General features: G+C 44.9%; 18 protein-coding genes. 10 read left to right on the top strand and 8 right to left on the bottom strand.

Going from position 1 to position 22,790, the window contains the following annotated elements; translation table 11 throughout:
* Window positions 1–34 precede the first annotated feature (34 nt).
* The gene (locus tag RH46_RS07785) at window positions 35–1,063 is read right to left on the bottom strand and encodes an amino acid ABC transporter substrate-binding protein (RefSeq protein WP_006878862.1); all 1,029 of its coding nucleotides are present in this window, start codon (window positions 1,061–1,063) and stop codon (window positions 35–37) included.
* A gap of 460 nt (window positions 1,064–1,523) precedes the next feature.
* Between RH46_RS07785 and RH46_RS07790 the strand changes: the two genes are divergently transcribed.
* Window positions 1,524–2,462 (top strand): precorrin-2 dehydrogenase/sirohydrochlorin ferrochelatase family protein, encoded by a 939-nt coding sequence (locus tag RH46_RS07790; RefSeq protein WP_006878863.1) that lies wholly within the window; start codon window positions 1,524–1,526, stop codon window positions 2,460–2,462.
* A gap of 54 nt (window positions 2,463–2,516) precedes the next feature.
* Here RH46_RS07790 and RH46_RS07795 read toward each other — a convergent pair whose 3' ends face one another.
* Together RH46_RS07795 and RH46_RS07800 are read right to left on the bottom strand one after the other, a co-directional pair.
* Window positions 2,517–3,002: a YajQ family cyclic di-GMP-binding protein gene (locus RH46_RS07795; RefSeq protein WP_006878864.1), complete on the bottom strand. Its 486-nt coding sequence runs from the start codon at window positions 3,000–3,002 to the stop codon at window positions 2,517–2,519.
* Between the two features lie 19 nt (window positions 3,003–3,021).
* Entirely contained in the window at window positions 3,022–4,071 is a 1,050-nt protein-coding gene (locus tag RH46_RS07800; RefSeq protein ID WP_006878865.1) for a 3-deoxy-7-phosphoheptulonate synthase, read from the bottom strand.
* A gap of 214 nt (window positions 4,072–4,285) precedes the next feature.
* Between RH46_RS07800 and RH46_RS07805 the strand changes: the two genes are divergently transcribed.
* Both RH46_RS07805 and RH46_RS07810 read left to right on the top strand, forming a co-directional pair.
* A complete protein-coding gene (locus RH46_RS07805; protein ID WP_006878866.1) occupies window positions 4,286–5,173 on the top strand; it encodes a putative PEP-binding protein in 888 nt (295 codons plus the stop codon).
* Between the two features lie 111 nt (window positions 5,174–5,284).
* The gene (locus tag RH46_RS07810) at window positions 5,285–5,764 is read left to right on the top strand and encodes a DUF4442 domain-containing protein (protein WP_006878867.1); all 480 of its coding nucleotides are present in this window, start codon (window positions 5,285–5,287) and stop codon (window positions 5,762–5,764) included.
* Here the strand turns inward: RH46_RS07810 and RH46_RS07815 are convergent.
* Window positions 5,733–7,118 carry a hypothetical protein gene (locus RH46_RS07815; RefSeq protein WP_006878868.1) on the bottom strand — a complete coding sequence of 462 codons (1,386 nt, stop codon included), beginning with the start codon at window positions 7,116–7,118 and terminating at the stop codon, window positions 5,733–5,735. The genes RH46_RS07810 and RH46_RS07815 overlap by 32 nt on opposite strands.
* Before the next feature lie 89 nt (window positions 7,119–7,207).
* Here RH46_RS07815 and RH46_RS07820 point away from each other — a divergent pair, with 89 nt between their 5' ends.
* A complete protein-coding gene (locus tag RH46_RS07820; protein ID WP_006878869.1) occupies window positions 7,208–8,041 on the top strand; it encodes a CvfB family protein in 834 nt (277 codons plus the stop codon).
* Between the two features lie 184 nt (window positions 8,042–8,225).
* Here RH46_RS07820 and rsmF read toward each other — a convergent pair whose 3' ends face one another.
* The 4 genes from rsmF to RH46_RS07840 all read right to left on the bottom strand — a co-directional run bounded on the left by rsmF (window position 8,226) and on the right by RH46_RS07840 (window position 15,453).
* Complete coding sequence (gene rsmF / locus RH46_RS07825) at window positions 8,226–9,650, bottom strand: 16S rRNA (cytosine(1407)-C(5))-methyltransferase RsmF (protein WP_006878870.1); 1,425 nt, start codon at window positions 9,648–9,650, stop codon at window positions 8,226–8,228.
* An 84-nt stretch (window positions 9,651–9,734) separates the two neighbouring features.
* Window positions 9,735–12,368, bottom strand: coding sequence for a PqiB family protein (locus RH46_RS07830; protein ID WP_006878871.1), 2,634 nt, complete (start codon window positions 12,366–12,368; stop codon window positions 9,735–9,737).
* On the bottom strand, window positions 12,361–13,620 hold the full coding sequence (locus tag RH46_RS07835) for a paraquat-inducible protein A (protein ID WP_040895410.1): 1,260 nt from the start codon (window positions 13,618–13,620) through the stop codon (window positions 12,361–12,363). Before RH46_RS07835 ends, RH46_RS07830 begins: the two co-directional genes overlap by 8 nt.
* Before the next feature lie 36 nt (window positions 13,621–13,656).
* Window positions 13,657–15,453 carry an ABC transporter ATP-binding protein gene (locus RH46_RS07840; RefSeq protein ID WP_006878873.1) on the bottom strand — a complete coding sequence of 599 codons (1,797 nt, stop codon included), beginning with the start codon at window positions 15,451–15,453 and terminating at the stop codon, window positions 13,657–13,659.
* 87 nt (window positions 15,454–15,540) lie between these two features.
* On the opposite strand from RH46_RS07840, the gene RH46_RS07845 reads away from it, so the two are divergent.
* The 6 genes from RH46_RS07845 to RH46_RS21765 all read left to right on the top strand — a co-directional run bounded on the left by RH46_RS07845 (window position 15,541) and on the right by RH46_RS21765 (window position 22,708).
* Window positions 15,541–16,014, top strand: a complete 474-nt coding sequence (locus RH46_RS07845) for a free L-methionine (R)-S-oxide reductase MsrC (RefSeq protein WP_006878874.1) — start codon at window positions 15,541–15,543, stop codon at window positions 16,012–16,014.
* A 99-nt stretch (window positions 16,015–16,113) separates the two neighbouring features.
* A complete protein-coding gene (proQ, locus tag RH46_RS07850; protein ID WP_006878875.1) occupies window positions 16,114–16,743 on the top strand; it encodes an RNA chaperone ProQ in 630 nt (209 codons plus the stop codon).
* A gap of 17 nt (window positions 16,744–16,760) precedes the next feature.
* On the top strand, window positions 16,761–18,758 hold the full coding sequence (prc, locus tag RH46_RS07855; RefSeq protein WP_006878876.1) for a carboxy terminal-processing peptidase: 1,998 nt from the start codon (window positions 16,761–16,763) through the stop codon (window positions 18,756–18,758).
* 136 nt (window positions 18,759–18,894) lie between these two features.
* Window positions 18,895–19,557 carry a hypothetical protein gene (locus RH46_RS07860; protein WP_006878877.1) on the top strand — a complete coding sequence of 221 codons (663 nt, stop codon included), beginning with the start codon at window positions 18,895–18,897 and terminating at the stop codon, window positions 19,555–19,557.
* 230 nt (window positions 19,558–19,787) lie between these two features.
* The gene (gene pepN / locus RH46_RS07865) at window positions 19,788–22,394 is read left to right on the top strand and encodes an aminopeptidase N (RefSeq protein WP_006878878.1); all 2,607 of its coding nucleotides are present in this window, start codon (window positions 19,788–19,790) and stop codon (window positions 22,392–22,394) included.
* Between the two features lie 95 nt (window positions 22,395–22,489).
* A complete protein-coding gene (locus RH46_RS21765) occupies window positions 22,490–22,708 on the top strand; it encodes a DUF2835 domain-containing protein (protein WP_006878879.1) in 219 nt (72 codons plus the stop codon).
* Window positions 22,709–22,790: the final 82 nt, after the last annotated feature.

Below are 22,790 nucleotides of genomic sequence, written 5' to 3' on the forward strand. Positions count from 1 at the left end.
AAACCGCCCATTTTCTATTGTAACTAACTAAGAGTTAACGGATTGGTGGAGCGTACATGAAGCCACCAGCATTCCACAGTGCGTTAACGCCACGTGAAATTTGTAGTGGTGAACCTTCACCTACGGTGCGCTCGAAGCTCTCGCCGTAGTTACCCACCTGTTTGATTACCTGATAACCCCAGTCATCACGGATGCCCAGACCTTTACCTTTAGGACCGTCTACACCAAGGATACGCTTGATGTTTGGATCTTTAGACTTAAGCATTTCGTCTGCGTTCTTAGAAGTGATGCCGTATTCTTCAGCGTTCACCATTGCAGCCAGAGTCCACTTAGCGATGTTGAACCACTGGTCGTCACCTTGACGAACTACTGGGCCTAGAGGCTCTTTAGAAATGATTTCTGGAAGTACTTGCGCTGAAGAAGGATCTTGTAGGTTCAGGCGAAGTGCGTACAGACCAGATTGGTCAGTCGTTAGCACGTCACAACGACCAGCGTCGAAACCTTTAGACGTTTGAGCTGCTGTATCGAATACAACTGGCTTGTAAGACATACCGCTGTTACGGAAGTAGTCAGCTAGGTTAAGTTCTGTTGTTGTACCAGACTGAACACATACAGATGCGCCATCTAGTTCTTTAGCACTTGTCAGGCCAAGATCTTTCTTAACCATGAAGCCTTGACCATCGTAGTAGTTAACGCCAACGAAGTTCAGACCTAGTGCAGTATCACGGTGTAGAGTCCAAGTAGTGTTACGAGAAAGAACGTCGATTTCACCAGATTGCAGGGCAGTGAAACGCTCTTTAGCTGTTAGAGGTACATATTTAACTTTAGTTTTATCGCCTAGTACTGCAGAAGCAAGTGCCTGACAGTATTCAACGTCAATACCTTCCCATTCACCTTTAGAGTTCGGGTTAGAGAAACCTGGCAAGCCAGTACTTACACCACAAGTTAGAAAACCTTGTTTAGTTACTTTATCCAGCGTGCTATCTGCAGCAGCAGCGCTTGTAGACATCAGTGCAGTAGATGCCGCTACAACTGAAGCAAGAAGTGTTAGTTTATGTGCCATTTGTATCCTTCCTGTATGATCCATGTTAAATCAGGTTCAACCTGATACAACGATTAAATGGTGTTGTGTTTCTTAATTATTAGGTTGCTTATGCTCATCTTTGAGCATTAAGTAAATCAACCAGTTATAAGCGTAGGAAAGGATCGGTAATTTCTCAAATGTATAATTTAAAAAGATTTTTGAATGAAATCACAAATCCTGACAGACTTTAGAATGACGAAATGTTGCTTAAATGTAAATAGTGCAAGACTTCACAAAATTGGTGCGACAGGATGGTGTAATAAATTTATCAATACTTATAGATTTGAAATTTGAATCATTCTTTAGTGTCAGTGCAATAAACTAAAAATAGTTCGAAATTTGGTCAATTGTTAGGCGTGATCTCGATAGGTAATGAATCTATTGCTCTATTTTTGGTAGTATCAAGGCTGAAGATGTTTCTAATTACTCAAGGATTGAAATGCAGTATTTTCCTCTGTTCATAGATTTAACTAATAAACCCGTGCTGGTAGTAGGCGGAGGAGAGGTTGCAAGTCGCAAAGTTGACAGTCTGGTTAGGGCGGGGGCGAATGTGACCATTGTCTCACCGCATGTAGAAACCTATCTGGCAAATTTGATTGATAAAGATGAGTGTCAGTGGATTCAGGGCTTCTATTCCGATGAACTGCTCAATACCAATTACGTACAAGTTTGGGCGACAACAGATAACCCAAGCCTGAACCACCAGGTCCATCATGATGCTAAGCGTCGAGGTATGTTAGTTAATGTGGTCGATGATCAGCCATATTGTGACTTCATTACACCATCTATGATTAACCGTGGCCGTATTCAGTTAGCGATTTCTAGTGGCGGTGCAGCGCCGGTATTGATTCGCAACGTCAGAGAGAAGCTCGAAGCAGTACTGCCACAAAACTTAGCAGTCCAAGCGGACTTTGCTGCTTCTAAACGTAAAGACATCAAAGCGAAACTTGATAGCGTTGGTCAAAGACGCAAGTTTTGGGAAGCCTTCTTTGCTCGTTCAGATGTTGGTCTGGCGAGTAACAACAGCGAACTGGAAAAAGCGTATCAGGCACTGCTTAAGGATGGCTTTGACCAGAAAGGTTCGGTTACCTGGATTGAGTATGGTGAAGATGTTGAGCTACTTACGCTAAAAGCATTAAGGTTGATGCAGCAGGCTGAAATTGTCCTGCATGATGCTAAGTGTCCATTCTCATTTATCGATTTGGTCCGTCGAGATGCGGAGCGGGTAGAGTGCCAAAGTGAAGCAGACTTCAGTGCACAACTACAACAAGCCCGTCAACAAGACCAACGAGTAGTCATACTGATGCCACCAAAATCACAGCGAGTGACTTTCCTCCAAGGTAATGACTTGCTGATTGAATTGGGTGCAACTAAATAGCAAAAGGGCCACATAACGTGGCCCTTTATCTATCTCTACCAAAGCAGAATACACTTAGTCGCGGAAGTTCTCGTATTGGAACGGCTGACCAAGCTCTGCTTCGCGGATAACGGCGATAGCGGCTTGCAGATCATCACGCTTCTTACCCGTAACTCGAACTTTTTCGCCCTGGATAGAAGCCTGAACCTTCATCTTTTTGTCTTTAATAAGCTTAACGATCTTCTTCGCCATAGGCGCTTCAATACCTTGCTTAAATACAACGATTTGGTGCCAGTTTTTACCTGTCGCTTCTTCCGGCTTTGCTTCCATTGCATTAACGTCAACACCACGTTTGGTTAGGTTACCACGTAAAATGTCACGCATTTGCTTGAGCTGGAAATCACCTTCAGCACGTAGTTTAACTGACTCGTCTTTCTGCATTTCGAATGAAGCTTCAACTCCACGGAAGTCGAAACGAGTAGACAGCTCACGAGAAGCATTATCTACCGCGTTACGCAGTTCTACAGTATCGACTTCAGAAACAATATCAAAAGATGGCATGTCGGAATCCTTATTATAATCAACGAGCTTTTACGGCACTTGCCAGCATATCTAGCATAGTAGCGGTGTCTTCCCAACCTAAGCAAGGGTCAGTGATTGATTGACCGTAAGTTAGATTGTTAAGATCTTCCATTGACTGATTGCCTTCAAGAATGAAGCTTTCAGCCATGATACCAGCAACCTGGTTTTTACCTGATTTGATCTGCTCACAGATATCTTGTGCAACTTCAAGTTGCTTTCTGTGCTGCTTTTGACAGTTTGCGTGGCTGAAATCAACCACAAGACGTTCAGGTAAGCCGAACTCGCCTAGTTGTTTACACGCGGCATCAACCGATGCTGCATCAAAGTTAGGGCCTTTATCACCGCCACGTAGAATTACGTGACCAAATGGGTTACCACTGGTGCGGTAAACGGTCATGCGGCCATTCTTATCTGGCGAGTAGAAATAGTGCGACGCTTGAGAAGCACGAATCGCATCAATGGCAATTTTAATGTTGCCGTTAGTACCATTCTTAAAACCAACAGGGCAAGAGAGTGCTGATGCCATTTCACGGTGGATTTGAGATTCCGTTGTGCGTGCACCAATCGCGCCCCAGGTAATCAGGTCGGCAATGTACTGGCCAGTGATCATATCTAAAAACTCGGTAGCAGTAGCTAGACCAAGCTTATTGATATCGAGCAATAGCTTACGGGCTTTATTTAAACCAGTTTCCAGGGCGTAAGAGCCATCCAGGTTAGGGTCGGTGATTAATCCTTTCCAACCTACAACGGTACGTGGTTTTTCAAAGTAAGTACGCATTACGATGAAGAGTTCATCTTTGTATTGCGCTTGAATTGCTGCTAAACGCTCCGCGTAGTCAAGAGCGGCATCGGTATCGTGAACTGAACATGGGCCGACAATGACCAATAGGCGCTGGTCTTCCCCTGTAAGAATGTTTTCGATTTGGCGACGTGACTGTGCGATACGCTGAGCGACTTCATCTGTAATCGGATGGGCGCTTCCTAATTCTGCCGGAGTTGGCATTGGACCCAGCGGTTGGGTTCTTAATTCATCGGTTTTTAATGGCATACCACAGCCTGTTCTTTTTATTACGAAGCGATAAAGATAACGGAAACCAAGTTAGGAATAAACTACTTATCGTGATTCTTATTGGTATCAAACTGTAAAGTGCAAATTTATGCAGTTTTATTTACTAAAAATGCTCGCAAGCCCTTGTGTTATAGGGTGACGATAGGTATGTTGAAGAATAGAAATACAACGAAAACCTTTGCCTGGAGCAGTAATGAGTTTAACCCGTTCTAGCAGTATGCATCCTGCGCTAAATCTTGGTGATTCACTTCCTAAGCCTGATCAAGCTTCAAGTGGTTCACATCTGTTTGTTTCACTATCTGAGATGATTTTGGAGCATATCTTTTATCATCCCGATCACGCATCTGTTCAGCCATCTCTGCCAGAAGCTGAGGTGGCATCGATTAATGCCATATTAGGCGACCTAAGCGTCGATTCGCACTTTGTGTCGACATTGACAGAGCAGATCCTGACAGAGGTTAAGCCACAACATCAATCAGTGCGCATTGACCTTGGTGGCGCCGACAGCTATAGCTTCCGCACTTTGTTAGGCGGGCAGCTTGAACCGCAAGAAGTCAACCCAGCACTGGGCTTACGTGGTGTGTCGCGTTACGCGAATGAAAAGTTTTCTAAGCTATTTGCGTTAGAGTGTCAGGTGATAAAAGCGCTGCAACAGCAGGGTTGCAATGTTGATATCGTAGTGCCGTTTGTACGCGGCCTGTCTGATGCCGCCAAGATCATTGATTTACTCGCGGAACAAGGGCTTCCAAGAGGTCTTAATGGACTGAAAGTGTTTTACACCATAGATGTTCCTTCCGCTGCTTTGCTATCAGAACGACTGCTGCACTATTTCGATGGTGTGGTGGTCAATTTAGAAAACCTTGCTCAATTTACTTTGGGTGTCGATCGTTTAAGTGAAGACCTTGAGTACCTGTTTGACCCACAAAGTGAAGCGGTGTTGCAGCTGATTGACCAGGCGGTTAAAGCCGCAACCAACAGCAGTAAACCAGTGGTAGTCACCAGCAATGGACTTACTCACTATGCTCGCTTGCAAGAATACCTTGTAGAACATCCACAAATTGAAGTTATAGTGACGGTGTAACTGCTATTTAGACGCTAAGTCACTGTTTATAACGCCCAATGTTAATGAAATGTTGACATTGGGCGTTATTCGTTATGAACTAGGTTTAATTTCACTGGTCGGACTAGTTCAATGTTATCAGCTCTCTCTAAAGCAAATTTATATCTCAATCTGTTTGGTTTTTTCAAAGTTCCGTTTATCTGGTTAGCCAGACCTAAGATATTGCAATTGGATTCTGAACGGGTTGAAGTGAAAATCCCGCTAAAAAGAAGAACCAAAAATCATCTCAATAGTATGTACTTTGGTGTGCTTGCCGTGGGTGCTGATGTCGCAGGTGGCTTTATGGCGATGAGTAAGGCAGAGCAGTGCGGTAAGAGGGTATCTCTGGCGTTTAAAGCGGTCGATGGGCAGTTTCTCAAACGCCCGGAAGCGGATGTCCATTTTGTCTGTGAAGATGGAAAACTGATCGATGAGATGCTGGAACAAACTTTCGCTACCGGTGAGCGGGTCAATCAGGCAGTGAAAATTACCGCCATCTGCCCAAGCCTGCATGGCGATGAACCTATGGCGGAATTCTTACTTACTCTGTCACTGAAGCGAATGGATGGCTGATGTCATCCACTTCAATTTGCTCAATAGCGACGATTTTGCTTCGGTTAAGAACGATCTTCCAACGGTAGTAACGTGGGTTTCCGTCGTGATTGTTCTCTCTGGCAATCAGGTTGATCAGGTGGCGCTTTTCTACTGACTCTCGGCTCACCTGACCATTATTGTTCATGTAAACCTTGTTTGAACCCTTATCCATTAAACGCGTTAATGCACGCATGCTGACCAGTAGGGATTCACGAGTTTCTTCGTAACCACTCATAAACTTCGATGTCGACATTTCGGTCTTAGAGCTGTAGTGGAGGACTTGCTCCTCACGTTGTACTACACGCTTCTTACGAATCAACTGAATACGATCTGGCAACTTGTCCAGTAACTTATAGTCGAGCCACTCTAATTTCTGACCTACCGCTTTTTTGGTTGTCGGATCGAGATAGAGCTTACGCCATTTTGGTCGGCCTTTACGGAGCCAACGCCACAATACATCGCGCAGGTCATCTTTAAAAATTTCACGCAGCGCGTAGACAAACGACATCAGGATAATAAACGAAGCAGTGATTTCGCCCCAGTAGTCGCGAGCAAGGATAGCGGTAATGGTCACGAACACCATCACAAAGCCGGTTGCGCCACCTTTGACCACACGCTTCATGTTCTTACCCAATGACTGAGTACGCTCTTTAAGCACTACAGGGTGTTCGATCAGGCGGCGCAACAGACGCATTTTATTACTGAGTCGCGTTACGTCGTCACGTACACTTTTCGAGTTGTAGTTATTGAGCTTACGGTGTGCCGCCTCTTTTTCGACAATTGCCAGCAGACTCTCTTTAAGACTCTTATACTCACTATCACGAGGCATGTGAGCAACCAGCGACATCAGGCGCTGACCGGTATACCAGGAGAGGTAGTTGTCGATATTGGCATAGTAACGCTTGAGGCTCTCTTCATACGGGATGCTTCGACGTAGCTTTTTGAGAATATCGAGTGAAAGCTTGATGACTTCATCGACATCGTCGGTGGTTACAGACTCTTTGTTATGCTTATTCAGTTCGTTGACGGCTTTGTCTAGTGCAATCACATATTGATAAGCAAACAAACTCAAACTAACACGGTATTGAGTGGAAGAGAGGCGTCCTCGTTTTGCCAGTCGGCTGTGTACCAGAGGAAGGAGTGTTTTGTCACTGTAGTAAGCGCGTTTTTGGGTAATAGACTCGTAGTAGAACTCACTTTCTTTAAGTACATCCGGTGAAAGCCCAAGTTCTCCGGGCACGAAAAAGTAGAGGTCTAAATCCGATTTCTTGGTGGCTGCCATCGCATGAGAAATCTTGAGAGTGATGCCGTCCTGCTTATCAACGGTGATCAATTACTGCTCCTAAAAAAGTACTAAATATCTGGCGCAAGCATAACAGAGATTCGCTATAATCACCGCAAATTTAACAAGAGACAGTTGAAATGATTAAAGTTGGTCAGATAAACCACTTAGAAGTAGTAAAAAGCGCCGATTTTGGCGTATTTCTCGATGCCGGCGATTACGGTACTACGCTGCTACCGAAACGTTTTGTTCCTGAGGGAGTAGAAATCGGTAGTTTTGTGGACGCTTTTTTATACTTCGATTCTGACAGTCAGTTAGTCGCAACAACTGAAACCCCAATTGCTCAAGTTGGCGAATGGGGATTGATGACCATTGAAGGCGTAAACTCTATTGGTGCATTTGCGGATTGGGGCATTAAAGGCAAAGATTTGCTGATCCCTTTCAGTGAGCAGCGCACCCGTTTTGCTGCTGGGCAAAATGTTCTGGTTTACGTTTACAGTGACAAAGCGTCTGGCCGCATTGTTGGTACGACTAAGTTCAATAAGCTGCTTGATAAGACGCCACCAAAGTACACCCGCAACCAGCAGGTAGATCTGATCATCGCTGAACGTAGTGATTTAGGCTACAAGGCGATCGTTGAGGGCGAACACTGGGGCATGATCTTTAAATCGGACGTGTTCGGCAAACTGTTTATCGGTAAGAAGCTAAAAGGCTACATCAAGAACATTCGTGAAGACGGCAAGATCGACCTGTCGCTACAGAAGATTGGTGTTGGCAAAATGGATGACCTAAGTCAGAAAGTCATTGATTTACTTGAGAAGAAGGGCGGTTTCCTGCCTCTGAATGATAAGTCATCTCCGGAAGCTATTTTTGCTGCCTTCCGTACCAGCAAAGGTACGTTTAAGAAAACCATCGGTGGTTTATACAAGCAGGGCAAAATTGTTATCGAGAAAGAGGGCATTCGCCTGAGCTAATCTGCTTATCGACATAGCAAACGAAAAAAAGGCCCAAAGCTGATCCTGCTTTGGGCCCAGGGGAACGGCTCCTACAGAGCCTGCGCTAACTGGTTGATATATTGTTTATATCGATAACCTAATTGTAGTGTATCGTTAGCAGTTAGCTAGGCTAATGTAGAATTTCATACTATTGATTGAGCGATTAGAACAAGTTTTTATCTCTAACTAGTTCTCTCGGCAGACCATTCTTCACGCGGTTTCCAACCCACTTTCCTAATCCAATCACATCGTTACCGAGTTTGACGATCACTTCACCTTTACCAGATAAGTCGACAGGGCGAACATCGCGCCCCATAAACCATTCGCGCGCGTCATCAATAGAAAGTGCTATTGATGTAGATTCATTGCCAGTTGCTAAAGCGGTCGCGACTTGGTGCTGCCAACGATAACCTTTTTTATGAGCTTCAGCGATTTTGATACCCATACGGGAGAATCGCAGTTCACCTAGCATGGCTTCAAGAGCGTCAGGGAACAGCCATACGTCGTTGTCTCGTAGCCAGATTGAAGCGTCGTCTGGTAGTTCAATATCCAGTTGGGTTTTAAGTTGTTTAGCAATATCCGATTGTACTTTAGCGCTAGCCTTTTCGAACGGGAATTTACCTAAGCGTTTTTTAACTTTAGGTGCAGGAACCGATTCCAACTTACGCAGGCGAGCGACAAAGAAACCTTCGCAGTCGTAAACCTGAGGGAAAATGTGCAAGAAGCCTTCTTCAGTCAGGGCTTTATCTGCATTTGGGAATAGGGTCGCCAGACTTTCGAACTCTACCGCGTCACCAAAGGTTTCCTTTAGGTGATGACACACCTGTTGGTTCTCTTCAATACTCAATGTACAGGTTGAATAAACCATCACACCGCCCGGCTTAAGAGCATGGAAGGCACTCTCAATCAGGTCTTTCTGTGTGTCGGAGATAGAGATGACGGACTCTTTGCTCCAGTTCTTCATTGCGTCAGCGTCTTTACGCACTGTACCTTCACCGGAACATGGCGCGTCAATCAGTACGGCGTCAAACTGTTCTGGTAACCAGCCGCCAAATACGCGGCCATCAAAGTTACTTAATGCGGCATTACGTACACCACAGCGCTCGATATTTGCATGAAGAACCTTAACACGGCTTGACGAAAATTCATTTGCCACTAGCACGCCTTGGTTACTCATTTTAGAAGCGATTTGAGTGGTTTTTGAGCCGGGCGCTGCTGCCATGTCGAGCACGCTAGTGAACTCTTGTTGTTGATCCAAGAACAGCGCTGAGACGGGCATCATAGAGCTGGCTTCCTGAATGTAAAACAGACCAGACATATGCTCTGCTGAGTTACCAAGTGGAACTTCAGATTCATCTGCCTCAATCCAGAAACCTTCCTCACACCAAGGCACAGGCTCTAGTTGCCAACCTTTTTGCTGCGCTCGTTGAGTAAACTCTTCGATAGTCACTTTTAGGGTGTTGACGCGAATACTCTTACGCAGAGGGCGCTGACAAGCGGCGATAAAGTCAGCCATATTCAGCCCTTGGGGCAGAATCGATTCAATTTCCGCGAGAAAATCTTCAGGTAGGTATACGTTTTGGTGCAAGGCTCTGTCTCTACTAGCGTAAAAGGTCGCTGATTATAGCCAATTCAAACAAAAAACGCAGCGAATTCGCTGCGTTTTCTACCGTTAAGGTTTAGGTATTGCAGTTCTCCATGTGCTCCAGCTTTCTTCAGCTTTGGCATAGAGATAGAAGGATTGTCCCGGAGAGGCGACAGGCTCAAGCTGCTTCTGCTCTGGTGTTGCAAATGTGATCCCACCACGCATGATACTCTCCAGCGTGCCAGCTCTGACGTTTGCACCTGTAATGCCAATAGAAACATCAACGCCAGAAGTGTTCCAGAACACGCTATTGTGTCGAACTAAGTAGGCATACTCAGAATCAATCACAATGGTAGAGATCACTCGGTCTGCAAACTCACCCAGTTGTACGTTGGTCACCTGGCCAACTTCGATCTCGCGATAAAGAACGGGCGTGCCAGCTGTGATTGAACCACGTGACTCACTCTGCAGGGTAAAGGTAACGCCACTATTCGCCCTCTGCTGATTATTGAGAGCAAAGCTGTGTCTTGATTTTCCGTTACCCGGTAACACACTAATCGATTGAGACAGCAGGTTCTGGATATTCTTGACGCCATTGAGACCAACTTCCGCTTTTGGTAGCCAGAAATAAGAACCTTCGACTGCAATTGTGTTGGTGTATTCAGGCAAGATACGCGCTTTTACCTCAACGCTATCGTGTTTAAAGTCTGGCACGACCAAGGTTACTTCACCCACTTTTACACCGTTATAGTTAATAGCCGTTCCCTTACTAATGGTATTCTCGCCCTTAAAGGTTAAGGTGATCACCTGACCATATTTTCTTGCGGTTTTAAAGTCAGAGTAGAGTAGCCACTTGTCGTTCTGCTTGTTATCGACGCCCGGCAGAGAGTCAAAAGCTATGCCTCCCTGAATCAGAGATGTCAGTGGCGCCGCTTTGACATTAATACCAGCCAGACTAGCGTCGATTTCAACGCCTGAACGGTTCCAGAACACAGTTTGGTCTGTTACCAGATGTTTGTACTGGTTCTCAATGCTGGCGCTAATAATCACACCGCCATCAACCAGATAGAAGTCGGCCACATTACCTACCTGTAGGTTACGATAGAGCAGTGGGCTGCCTTTGCTAATTGGAGGAAGCTCGTTGGCAAACAGGGTGAGTTTCGTTGAGCCGGACATGTTGTATTTAGCCAGTTCAGCCAGCGATTTGTTTTGGTACAACTTGTATTGCTGCTGCGGAGTGTCACTGCCTTCACTCACAAAGCTAATCGAGCCCGTCAAAAGTTGTTTCGCTGGTGGGACGGTAATGTTTAATCCTGACTCGGTCAGTTCGGCACTGGCACTACCGGTAACGAAAAAGCGGTTCTGCGACTTAATCAGGCGCGCATAGTCACTGTCTACCAGAGCGTCGAGCTGCACTTTGTCGTCCACGAGGTTAACTTGGGTCACTGAACCGACACTAATACCACGATAGAGAATGTTTGCTCCCTTATCTAAACCAAATGAGTTATCGGCGATCAGGGTAAGAGATACTGAACGCGCTTGCTGGCGGTTAAAATCATCTTTTCTCACTGCGTTAAAGTGTCGTGAACGTTCACCTGTACCGGGAACAACGGTCAGGAAGTTACCCTTGATGATGTTGCCGATGTTTTCCACGCCAGAGAGGGAGACCTTTGCTTCTTCAAGAACAAAACGGCTGCCTGTGGTTAGCATGTCACTAAAGGCTGGCTGAATCGCAGCAGAAGCGACAATACGTTCTCTGCCTTTGCTTAGTTCCAAATCGGTAATCTGACCAATTTCAATGCCGCGATACATGATTGGCGCACCGGAAGCATTGATCTTGTTGTCATCTGGTAAGTCGATTTTAATAGCGATACCACGACCTGCGGTTTTTAAGTCAGGGTAGAGCTTGTATTGAGTGTTATCAGCGACTGGCTCTCCGCCATCTGGAGAGTCTACAGCAATAGAACCACCAAGCAGGGCACTAAAGCTTTCAAGTCGTACATCAACACCTTCAAAGCCGATATTTGCACCAATACCACTCACATTCCAGAAACGGCTATCGTCAGTAATGATATGGCGGTACTCGTCGCGAATTGACGCTTGAATAATGACATTCTTAGAGTCTTGGTCGAGCTGGTAGCTGTAGACCTCACCAATTGGAATCTTACGATAGACGATCTGAGAACCGACTGAGATACCACCCAGATCTCTTGATTTAAGAGAGATGTTGAGGCCTTCCTCGGCAAGTAAATCTGAAGGAGCACGTTCTAACGCTGTGAACTCAGTTTCTGGTTCAGAAGGGTTATTGCCCGGAGAGATCGCAATGTAGTTACCCGAGACAAGAGCGTCCAAACCTGAGATGCCTGATAGGCTCGCGGTTGGTTTGACTAGCCAGAAGCGAGCTTCTTTAGTCAACAGTTTGGTTGCTTCCGGGTAAATATCCGCATCGACATAAATACTTTGTAAGTCTTCTGCCAGATTGATGTCCTTGACCATACCCACTTCTAAGCCCTGATAGCGAATAGTGGTTCTTCCCGCTATCAGACCCTGAGCATCAGAGAAGTAAATTTGTACTCGTTGCCCGGCATCCTGCACGGCTTTGAATACCAGCCAGCCTGCCAACACCATGGTTAAGATGGGTAGCAGCCAGAGCGGCGATATCCCTTTATTGCGCTTGATATGCGGGGAATATGAGTTTTGTGTAGGAGAAGGGTTACTCATTTAACGACTCTTTTTTATCAAATTCTTCCGGGTAGTTATCCCAAATCAGTCTCGGATCCATGCTTTCTGCGGCCAGCATGGTGAGCACAACTACGATACCAAATGCGACTGCCCCATAACCGGGTGTGAAGTCGAGAATTTGGCCACGATCAACTAATGTCATCATGATTGAGATAACAAACAGATCCATCATCGACCAGCGGCCAATCCATTTAATGACGAAATAGATCAGCATGCGATGTTTGTGGTAAATCTTGCGTTTGAACTGGATTGCCAATAGTAGATAGGAGAGACCAACAATCTTAGCGACGGGTACGACGATACTGGCGACGAAAATAATGATAGCGATACCTGTCATTCCGCTATTTACCAGCGACGCGACACCAGAAAAAATAGTGTCCTCTAATCGTTTGCCATTGGTCAGCAGAATCGAAATCGGAATGATATTGGCTGGGAATATCGCGATAGTTGCCGCGATAAGATAGGCCCAGGTTTTTTGTATCGCGTGAGGTTTGCGATGATGAATCGGGCTTTGACAACGCAGACACTCTGTTCCCTCTGGTTGAGAGAGGTGACAGTGATGACAATGCAGTGTTTTCTCAGTTAATTGATAGTTTTCTTCAGCATGGAAGACTTCCCAATAGCGACGAACACTGACTCGCGTCACCAGTAACACCGTTGAGACCTGAAGCAACACCAGACCGATTAGCCCGGGGCCAACAAAGATATCTGAGTAATCCTGTAGCTTAAAGCAGGAAATCGCAATGCTGACCAAGAACACATCGATCATCACCCAGGCTTTGATATGCTGGATAATCGACAGTGATGTCTTTAACAGCCGAAATGAACCTTTACTCAGCGCGATATGGGCGGCCACCACCGAACTACACAAAAGCAACGGAGCGATCGAACTACAAAAGAATATCAGTAGCGACAGCATCACAAAGCCTTCCTGGAACAAGGCAAATACGCCAGAAGGGAGTGTGGCAGGAATCATTACGCCAAATAGCCGGATGCTGATAAAGTCGAAAAAATGGGAAGGGACAAACAGCAATAAGCAAGTAATTGCGATGGCCAGATTACCCGATAATGAGGGGGTGCCGCCACGATATAGATGACTGTTGCATCTTGGGCAGTAGGCACTTCTACCATGTTCTACGCTAACGAGATCGACCGGTAGTTCGCAGCCGTGGCAAAGTCGCACATTGGTCGGTTTCGAGTCATGACCATGTAGGGTCTGAGGGGCGCTCATAGCTGCCCCTCTAGAGGTTCTAGATTGAGAGGCAGGCTAAACGTGGTTTTGCACGTTGCCGTATAAGGTTTGATATAAGCCTTGTTGTTCAACCAATTCTCCATGCGTACCTGCTTGAGACACTTGCCCATCTTCAAGTACGTAGATCAAATCTGCCTGTTTAACGGCAGATAGTCTATGCGCAACGATTAACGTTGTACGACCCTTTAAAAATTCTGTAAGGGCTCTATGTAATGCAGCTTCAGTGGCAGTATCCAGCGCCGAAGTTGCCTCATCAAGGATGACGAATTTAGGGTTACTCAAAATCATTCTGGCAATCGCCAGACGCTGTCTTTGACCACCGGAAAGTCGAATGCCGCTGCGACCTATTTGAGTCTCTAACCCGTCACTTAATTGACTAATCACATCTTGCATCTGGGCGACTTCAAGTGCGCGCCACAGTTGAAGGTCATCATAGTCTGAGCCTAGTGTCAGATTATGCCTTAAAGTGTCATTAAAGAGTATAGGCTGTTGTAATACAACGGCAATTTGGTCCCTAATTATCTCAAAACTGATATCGTCAGTGGTTTGACCATTGTAACGAATTACTCCAGAGTCTGGTTGATAAACACCGATAAGCAACTGGATCAATGTCGACTTGCCACCACCACTTGAGCCCACCAGCGCCACTTTCTTTCCTGCGGGTATAGTGAGGCTTAATTCAGACAGAACCTGTATTTCATCATTGTAGGAGAAGTTAACCTTATCAATCGTGACATCGACCTCACGATCTTCGTCGAAAGGATTGACTTTACTGACAGGTCGACTCTCTTCTTCTAAATCGAGTAGGGCATTGATCCTTTTTAATGCGGCTTTGGCGCTATACCAGGAGAACTGAATACCGAGCAGCTCCTGAACTGGGGACAACATAAACCAAAGATAACCGAATACAGCGAAAATCTGACCGATGGTTAAATCGCTAAATAGCACCATTAACATGGCCACGGCGCGGAACAGTTCAAAACCTAATAAGAATAGTAGGAAAGAGACTCGGCCAGCGGCTTCTGATTGCCAGGCGTATTTATCTGCGTCATGACGAATTTGGTCGGCCTGCGACTTTAGTTCATTAAGAAACTCGCGCTCGCGGTTGGCCGCTCGTAGCTGATAGATGCCGTCCAGAGTTTCGACCAGACGGTTCTGGAAACGCTCAAAAGATTGGTTCTCTCGCTTTTTAAGGTGCTTAACTTTGCTGCCCAGTTTGCGAGAAAAATAGATAACTACAGGGTTAACCAGCAGAATGAACAAGCCTAAACGCCAGTCTAACCAGAGTAAAACACCCGCGGTACCGATCACCGTCAACAGACTGATCAAGAACTTACTTAAAGTAGAGCCGATAAACTGATCGATGGTTTCGATATCAGTGATTAAGTGGGCGTTGATACCACCTGAACCGCGTGTTTCATACTGGCGGATACTGATTCGTCCAAGCTTATCGATCATTTTACTACGCATTTGATACGTAATGGTCTTAGACACCAACGTAAACTGACGGCTTTGAACGATAGCAAGCGCCTGACTAGCGGTACGCATGATGACCACCAGAAACAGAGTAAAGAAGATATAGCCTGTTGGGGTCTGGATGGAACTCGGTAACACGACATTCATGGCATCGAGACCAGCTCCGGGTTGATCCAACAGAATTTCATCAACCATTAATGGCATGAGTAAAGGAATCGGTACGCTGATTAACGTAGCAACCAGAGCGATAACGTTGGCAAGTATCAGTTTAGATTTATGCTTTTTTACTTGAGTTATCAGCCAAGAACGGCTAATAGTGTTGGGATTATCAATCATTATAATGAGAATGCTTACTATTAGTAGTTTGCGGAAATTGTACGCAGATTCATAGTGGAAGTCTCTAATTTTCAAATGGATGTATTAATGAAAATAGAACATTATCAACGCTTAACCAAGCAGGCTACGGCACTTATTGAATCTGAAACCGATCTGATTGCTAACTTATCTAACATTAGTGCCTTGTTAAACATGGAACTGGAGCGCTTGAACTGGGTTGGTTTCTATTTAATGAAAGAGGGCGAGTTAGTGCTCGGTCCTTTCCAGGGTAAGCCAGCTTGTGTGCGCATCCCTGTTGGCCGAGGTGTATGTGGTACAGCAGTAGCAACGAATACCGTTCAGCGTATTCATGATGTTCACCAGTTCGAAGGTCATATTGCTTGTGACGCAGCGAGCAATTCTGAGATTGTGATTCCATTTTCAATCAATGGTGAAATTTTTGGTGTACTTGATATTGATAGTCCGGAAGTGGGTCGATTTAACGAAATTGATGAACAAGGACTGACATTTTTGATGCGAGAAGTGCAAAAGCTGCTTAATTCACACGCTATCAAGGCATAAATTCTCTATTGAGTGTGGTTTTTCGCTTGCAGGTCACTATAATACCTCAAATATTTAATCTTAATGCTCGCGGATGTACCGCAATAACCAGGAACCCACATGGAAAACACTGAAAAGTTAAAAAACAGCAAAGAAGTTATCGCATACATTGCTGAATGTTTCCCTAAGTGCTTTACTTTAGAAGGTGAAGCTAAGCCACTTAAAATTGGTATCTTTCAAGATCTTGCGGAACGCCTAAGCGACGATCCGAAAGTAAGCAAAACTCAACTTCGTGCAGCGTTAAGACAATACACTTCATCATGGCGTTACCTTCACGGTGTTAAGCCAGGTGCAGTACGTGTAGATTTAGATGGCAACCCAGCAGGTGAGCTAGACGAAGAACACGTAGAACACGCTAAAACAGCACTAGCTGAGAGCAAAGCTAAAGTACAAGCTCGTCGTAAAGAGCAAGCACAGAAAGCTCGCGAAGAAGGCAAAGCGAAAGCTAAGCCAGCGGCGAAGAAGCCTCAAGGCCGTCGCCCACAACAGAACAAAGTACAAAAAGCCGCTAAGCCAGTAGAAACGCGCGCTCTGAATGCTGACGAAGTAAAAGTTGGCAATCAAGTTAACGTTAATATGGGCAAAGGAAACATGGCTGCGACTATCGTTGAAATCAATAAGGAAGATGTGCGTGTTCAACTGACTAACGGCCTACAAATGGTTGTAAAAGCGGAGCACTTACGCGCATAAAGGAGATACTCCTACGCATGAAATGCCGTTCAAAATTGTCGCTGATTGCTGCTAGCCTATGGCTAGCAGCTTCTACAGCTCATGCTTTAGAAGCAAACATCAGTCTAGAGGACTTACCGGTCCTTTCTCCAGAAGCTCAGCATGAGACAGCCAGCAAACGTGTCACATCTCGCTTTACCCGTTCTCATTACAAGCACTTCTCGCTAAACGATCAGTTCTCTCAAGCTATTTTCGAACGCTATATCGAAATGCTTGATTACAATCGTAATATCTTCACTCAGGCGGATATCGACTCATTCAAATCTTGGACATCAGGTATTGATGACCAACTGAAAGTGGGTGATAACCAAATTGCTTTTGATGTCTATAACTTATCGATCAAACGTCGTTACGAGCGCTTCCAGTATGCCTTGTCGATTCTTGATAAGGAGATGAGCTTTGACAGCGATGAGACGATTGAACTTGATCGTAGTGAAGAAGCATGGCCTGCCAATACTGCTGAACTTGACGAACTTTGGCGTAAACGCGTTAAGTATGATGCGTTAAACCTTAAGTTAACAGGCAAGGACTGGGACGAAATTAAAGACGTATTAGGTAAGCGTTATAATAATGCGCTTAAACGTCTTGGTCAGACTCATAACGAAGATGCATTCCAGCTTTATATGAATGCTTTCGCTCGTGAAATCGATCCACACACAAGTTATCTCTCTCCGCGAAATGCCGATCAGTTCCAAACTGATATGAACCTGTCACTAGAAGGTATTGGTGCCGTATTGCAAATGACGGATGACTATACGGTTATTCGCTCACTGGTTGCTGGTGGCCCGGCATCGAAAAGCAAACAGTTAGCAGAAGGTGACCGCATTATAGGTGTTGGTCAGGATGGCGAAGATATCGTTGATGTGATCGGTTGGCGATTGGATGATGTTGTACAGTTAATCAAGGGGCCGAAAGGCACTAAGGTTAATCTGCAAATCTTACCGGAAGGTAAAGATGCTAAGGCAGAAGTCATTACCATAGTTCGTGACAAAATCCGTCTTGAAGATCGAGCGGTTAAGTCAGAAGTTATCGAAAAAGATGGTAAGAAAATCGGCGTACTAGAAGTACCAAGCTTCTATGTCGGCCTGGCTAAAGACACTGATAAACTTATTGGTGAGCTTAAAGAAAAGGGCGTTGATGGAATTATTGTCGACTTACGTAACAACGGTGGTGGTGCTTTAACCGAAGCAACAGCGTTGTCTGGTTTGTTCATCACTAGCGGACCTGTTGTGCAAGTCCGTGACAGCTATGGCCGAATCAATGTTAACAGCGATACGGACGGTAAGATTAGCTATGATGGTCCATTAACCGTTCTGGTCAACCGATACAGTGCGTCTGCTTCAGAGATTTTTGCCGCAGCAATGCAGGATTATGGCCGCGCGATTATTTTGGGTGAAAACTCTTTTGGTAAGGGTACGGTGCAACAGCATCGCTCACTGAATCATATCTATGATCTTTTCGATAAAGAATTAGGTTATGTTCAGTACACCATCCAAAAGTTCTACCGTATTGATGGTGGTAGTACGCAGAATAAAGGCGTTGCTCCTGACATCGCATTCCCAACTGCAGTAGAGCCGAGTGAAACGGGTGAGTCTGTAGAAGATAATGCATTGCCTTGGGATAGTATCGATCAGGCTAAATACCAAGTGTTACAGCGTAACGAAGCTTTGATTGGTAAGCTAACGGCTAAGCATCAGACCCGTATTGCGAAAGATCTGGAGTTTCGTTTTGTCGCCGAAGATATTGAAAAATACAAGGCGGAAAAAGACGATAACACCCTGTCTCTTAACGAGAAAACTCGTAAAGCAGAGAGTGATGAAGCTGACGCTAGACGCCTGGCTCGTATCAATCAGCGTCAGAAAGCTGAGGGTAAAGAGCCTTTCAAAACGCTAGATGACATACCAAAAGATTATGAAGCGCCTGATGCGTATCTAAACGAATCAGTGGCCATCATGGTCGATATGATTAAATCGTAAGATTAATCAGTCTGTTAAAAAGCGAGCCCAAGTGGCTCGCTTTTTTTATCCGGCTAATTATTGTGATAAAGATCAATTTTTTTCGCTAAATGTAACTGTCGTGCCTAAGCTTAAAGAAAAGAGTAAGGAGCGCGCTATGAGATTGATAGTTTTATTATCACTAATTTTTAGCTTCTCGGTTCTCGCTAATGGAGTGCGAGACAATAGCGATTTGACTCAGTTTGACCAACCGTTTCTACTAGGGGATTGGTACCTTGTTAATCCGAATCCCGAACAGTCTCGAGAAAACTTTTTGGCGATCAAGCTTTCGTTAGACTCAAACTATAATTTTAAAATTGATATCCAGAAAAGGGACTATTCAGTCGACCATTGGGAAGGTTTCTATACCGCTAACGATGACACACTCATATTAGGCTTGAACACCTCTGAACCTCAGGTGTACGAGTACTCCGCGAATCATAACCTGCTCAATCTGAACGGTGTGGTTTTTACTAAAGCACTCTCTAATTCATTGGCTGGCATGTGGTCGAGTGCCCATTTAGGCGGAGATGACATGTTGACCAGCGATGTTCATCAGCTCGATTTGATTCTGCAGCCTGATTTTGTATTTATGTTCCGAGTCAGTAACGACCAGGGCGATGAAGCGATTCACAAAGGTGTTTACTACACCGAAGGCGAACATTTGGTGTTGCTGTACGAGAATGGTGAACACGAAACTCGCTACACACTTAACAGTGATACGCTGACTTTAGAAATGGAAGAAGGGGCGCTCTACGCAGTACTTAACCGAATACGTTAAAAACGCTTGGAGGATAAATGTGACCTTTGATGCGTAAATAGGCAATCAGTTTGAGTTTTACGTCAACAATAGACAAAAAACGAGGTATTTCGACATCGAGCCTCGTTTTTTTATATCCAGAGTTGTAAGCTAATACCAATTTTTAAAGGTCGGACTTCGACCTTTATACTTATCACGCCCTGTCACAGTCGGCGTGCTATTCACATGCATTCAGTCAGAAGGATTTCGACATGGCTCAGACTCCTCAAGCCAAGTACCGCAAAGATTATCAATCTCCATCACATACCATCACAGATATCGATTTGACTTTCGATCTCTACGACAACGAGACAACGGTTACTGCGGTATCGCAAGTTAAACAACTTAAAGAATCAACGACGCTTCGCTTAGATGGTGAAGACTTAAAGCTTCAAAGCATCTCAATTAATGGCGAAACCTGGACTGACTATAGCGAAGTTGAAGGTGGTTTAGAGATTCGCCAATTGCCAAGCGAGTTTGCTCTTGAGATTGTGACTCTTATCGACCCTGAAGCGAACACGGCTCTTGAAGGTCTTTACAAGTCAGGTGGCGCATTCTGTACTCAGTGTGAAGCGGAAGGTTTCCGTCGTATTACTTACTACATGGATCGTCCTGATGTATTAGCAAAATACACGACCAAAGTGATTGCTGATAAAGCGCAAAATCCGTTCCTGTTAAGTAATGGTAACCGCGTTGCAGAAGGCGAACTGGAAGGCGATCGTCACTGGGTTCAATGGCAAGACCCACATCCAAAACCAGCGTACCTGTTTGCATTGGTAGCAGGTGATTTTGATGTGCTACGCGACAAATACGTCACTCAGTCAGGTCGTAACGTAGAGCTAGAAATCTTTGTCGACAAGGGCAACCTTGATCGTGCACCACACGCAATGACGTCACTAATTAACTCAATGAAGTGGGACGAAGAGCGCTTTGGTCTGGAGTATGACTTAGACATTTACATGATTGTCGCCGTTGATTTCTTCAACATGGGTGCGATGGAAAACAAAGGTCTCAACATCTTTAACTCTAAGTTTGTTCTGGCTAATGAGAAGACCGCGACGGATACCGATTACTTAGGCATCGAAGCGGTTATTGGTCATGAGTACTTCCATAACTGGACAGGTAACCGAGTGACTTGTCGCGACTGGTTCCAGTTAAGCCTTAAAGAAGGTTTAACGGTATTCCGTGATCAGGAGTTTTCATCTGATCTTGGTTCTCGTGCTGTTAACCGCATCAACAATGTCAGAATCATTCGTGGTCCTCAGTTTGCTGAAGACGCAAGCCCGATGTCTCACCCGATTCGCCCTGACAAAGTGATCGAAATGAACAACTTCTACACTTTAACTGTTTATGAAAAAGGCAGTGAAGTGATCCGTATGATGCATACCTTATTAGGCGAAGAGGGCTTCCAGAAAGGTATGAAGTTGTATTTTGAACGCCATGATGGCACAGCTGCAACCTGTGAAGATTTTGTGTCTGCGATGGAAGATGCGAGTGGCGTTGATCTTAAGCAATTCCGCTTATGGTACAGCCAGTCGGGTACGCCAACAGTTAGTGTGACCAGCAGTTACGACGCAGAGCAACAGACTTACTCTCTAACTGTTGAGCAATCAACAGAGTCAACTCAGGATCAGGCCGACAAGCAACCACTTCATATTCCTTTTGATGTAGAACTGTATGCAGCAAATGGTGATGTTATTGAGTTACGCCGTAACGGTTGTGTGGTTGGTAATGTACTTGATGTTACTGAAGCGAAACAGACATTTGTGTTTGAAGGCGTTACAGAACAACCAGTACCTTCATTGCTACGTGAATTCTCTGCACCAGTTAAGCTAGAGTATGACTACAGCGATGAAGAGCTGACCTTCCTAATGGTGCATGCGCGCAATGAGTTTGCTCGTTGGGATGCAGGTCAAATGCTGTTGGCGAAGTACATTCGTTCAAACGTGGAGAAAGTGCAGGCGGGTGAAGAAGTAGAACTCTCTGCTGCTGTCGTTGATGCCTTCCGCGGAGTATTACTGTCTGACCAACTTGAGCCAGCGTTTATTTCAGAAGTCCTTTCGTTGCCAAGCTTTAATGAAGTCTCTGGTTGGTATAAACAAGTAGATGTAGACGCAGTAGCGAAAGTACTAAAAGCACTTAAAGTGATTCTGGCTTCAGAGTTACATGACGAGCTTAGCGCAATTTACCACAGCTCTAAACAGGAAGAGTACTCAATTGAACATGCGGCAATTGGCCAACGTTCTCTTCGTAACACCGCACTAGGATTTTTAGCTTACACCGAGCAGGGTAACGAACTTGCGAAAGCCCAGTACGCTGATGCCAACAATATGACTGACACGATTGCGGCGATGAGTGCAGCAAATAGTGCTCAACTTGAATGTCGTGAAGCACTGATGCAAGACTACAGTGATAAGTGGAAACACGATGGCTTAGTTATGGACAAGTGGTTTGCTCTTCAGGGTACAAACCCAGCTGAGAATGTGCTTGAAGTCATTAAGCAGACAATGAGCCACGAAGCATTTAGCCTTAAAAACCCTAACCGTACTCGTAGCTTAATCGGTTCTTTCCTTAACATGAACCCGGTACGCTTCCACGCTAAATCTGGTGAAGGCTATAAGTTTGCAGGGGAGATCTTACGCGAGCTAAACAGCAGTAACCCACAGGTAGCATCTCGTCTAATCGATCCTTTGTTGAAGTTCCGTAAATATGATCCTGCTCGCCAAGAGCTAATCAAGGCAGAGCTAGAGACATTAAAAGCAATGGACAACCTGGCTAAAGACCTATTCGAGAAAGTGACCAAAGCACTGGAATCGTAATCAAATTGGTCAAAACAGTAGCGCTTTTTGCGCTACTGTTTATTTATACAGTATTTTTGTTTTATTGGAAAAAGCGTTATTTTTTTAACCGATTTATGAATCAATACTACTTCACTCTTAACATCAGTTATCAAACTTTTCTTTCTCATTACAATGGTGCCGCGAGCAACATTTTAGTGGTGACAGACAATGGCTTACGCCTACAATTGCCTGCATCGCGTTTCAGGCCTTTTGTTAGTCAAATAGGGCTAAAAGGGCGTTTTAGATTAACAACTGACCAAAATAATAAGTTTTTGAAGTTAGAACTTCTGTGAGCAACTGATTTTATAGAAGTTTAAATAGAACATTAGTCACATTATCAAACATTTCACCTCTTACCACTCCTAAAAGAATTAA

Origin of the sequence: Vibrio brasiliensis LMG 20546, from assembly GCF_000189255.1 — a bacterium.
GTDB lineage: Bacteria > Pseudomonadota > Gammaproteobacteria > Enterobacterales > Vibrionaceae > Vibrio > Vibrio brasiliensis.

Bases quoted from the DNA above. Each gene is read 5' to 3' on its own strand.
- RH46_RS07785 (WP_006878862.1), bottom strand. From the start codon at position 1,063: ATGGCACATAAACTAACACTTCTTGCTTCAGTTGTAGCGGCATCTACT.
- RH46_RS07790 (WP_006878863.1), top strand. From the start codon at position 1,524: ATGCAGTATTTTCCTCTGTTCATAGATTTAACTAATAAACCCGTGCTG.
- RH46_RS07795 (WP_006878864.1), bottom strand. From the start codon at position 3,002: ATGCCATCTTTTGATATTGTTTCTGAAGTCGATACTGTAGAACTGCGT.
- RH46_RS07800 (WP_006878865.1), bottom strand. From the start codon at position 4,071: ATGCCATTAAAAACCGATGAATTAAGAACCCAACCGCTGGGTCCAATG.
- RH46_RS07805 (WP_006878866.1), top strand. From the start codon at position 4,286: ATGAGTTTAACCCGTTCTAGCAGTATGCATCCTGCGCTAAATCTTGGT.
- RH46_RS07810 (WP_006878867.1), top strand. From the start codon at position 5,285: ATGTTATCAGCTCTCTCTAAAGCAAATTTATATCTCAATCTGTTTGGT.
- RH46_RS07820 (WP_006878869.1), top strand. From the start codon at position 7,208: ATGATTAAAGTTGGTCAGATAAACCACTTAGAAGTAGTAAAAAGCGCC.
- RH46_RS07830 (WP_006878871.1), bottom strand. From the start codon at position 12,368: ATGAGTAACCCTTCTCCTACACAAAACTCATATTCCCCGCATATCAAG.
- RH46_RS07835 (WP_040895410.1), bottom strand. From the start codon at position 13,620: ATGAGCGCCCCTCAGACCCTACATGGTCATGACTCGAAACCGACCAAT.
- RH46_RS07840 (WP_006878873.1), bottom strand. From the start codon at position 15,453: ATGATTGATAATCCCAACACTATTAGCCGTTCTTGGCTGATAACTCAA.
- RH46_RS07845 (WP_006878874.1), top strand. From the start codon at position 15,541: ATGAAAATAGAACATTATCAACGCTTAACCAAGCAGGCTACGGCACTT.
- proQ (WP_006878875.1), top strand. From the start codon at position 16,114: ATGGAAAACACTGAAAAGTTAAAAAACAGCAAAGAAGTTATCGCATAC.
- prc (WP_006878876.1), top strand. From the start codon at position 16,761: ATGAAATGCCGTTCAAAATTGTCGCTGATTGCTGCTAGCCTATGGCTA.
- RH46_RS07860 (WP_006878877.1), top strand. From the start codon at position 18,895: ATGAGATTGATAGTTTTATTATCACTAATTTTTAGCTTCTCGGTTCTC.
- pepN (WP_006878878.1), top strand. From the start codon at position 19,788: ATGGCTCAGACTCCTCAAGCCAAGTACCGCAAAGATTATCAATCTCCA.
- RH46_RS21765 (WP_006878879.1), top strand. From the start codon at position 22,490: ATGAATCAATACTACTTCACTCTTAACATCAGTTATCAAACTTTTCTT.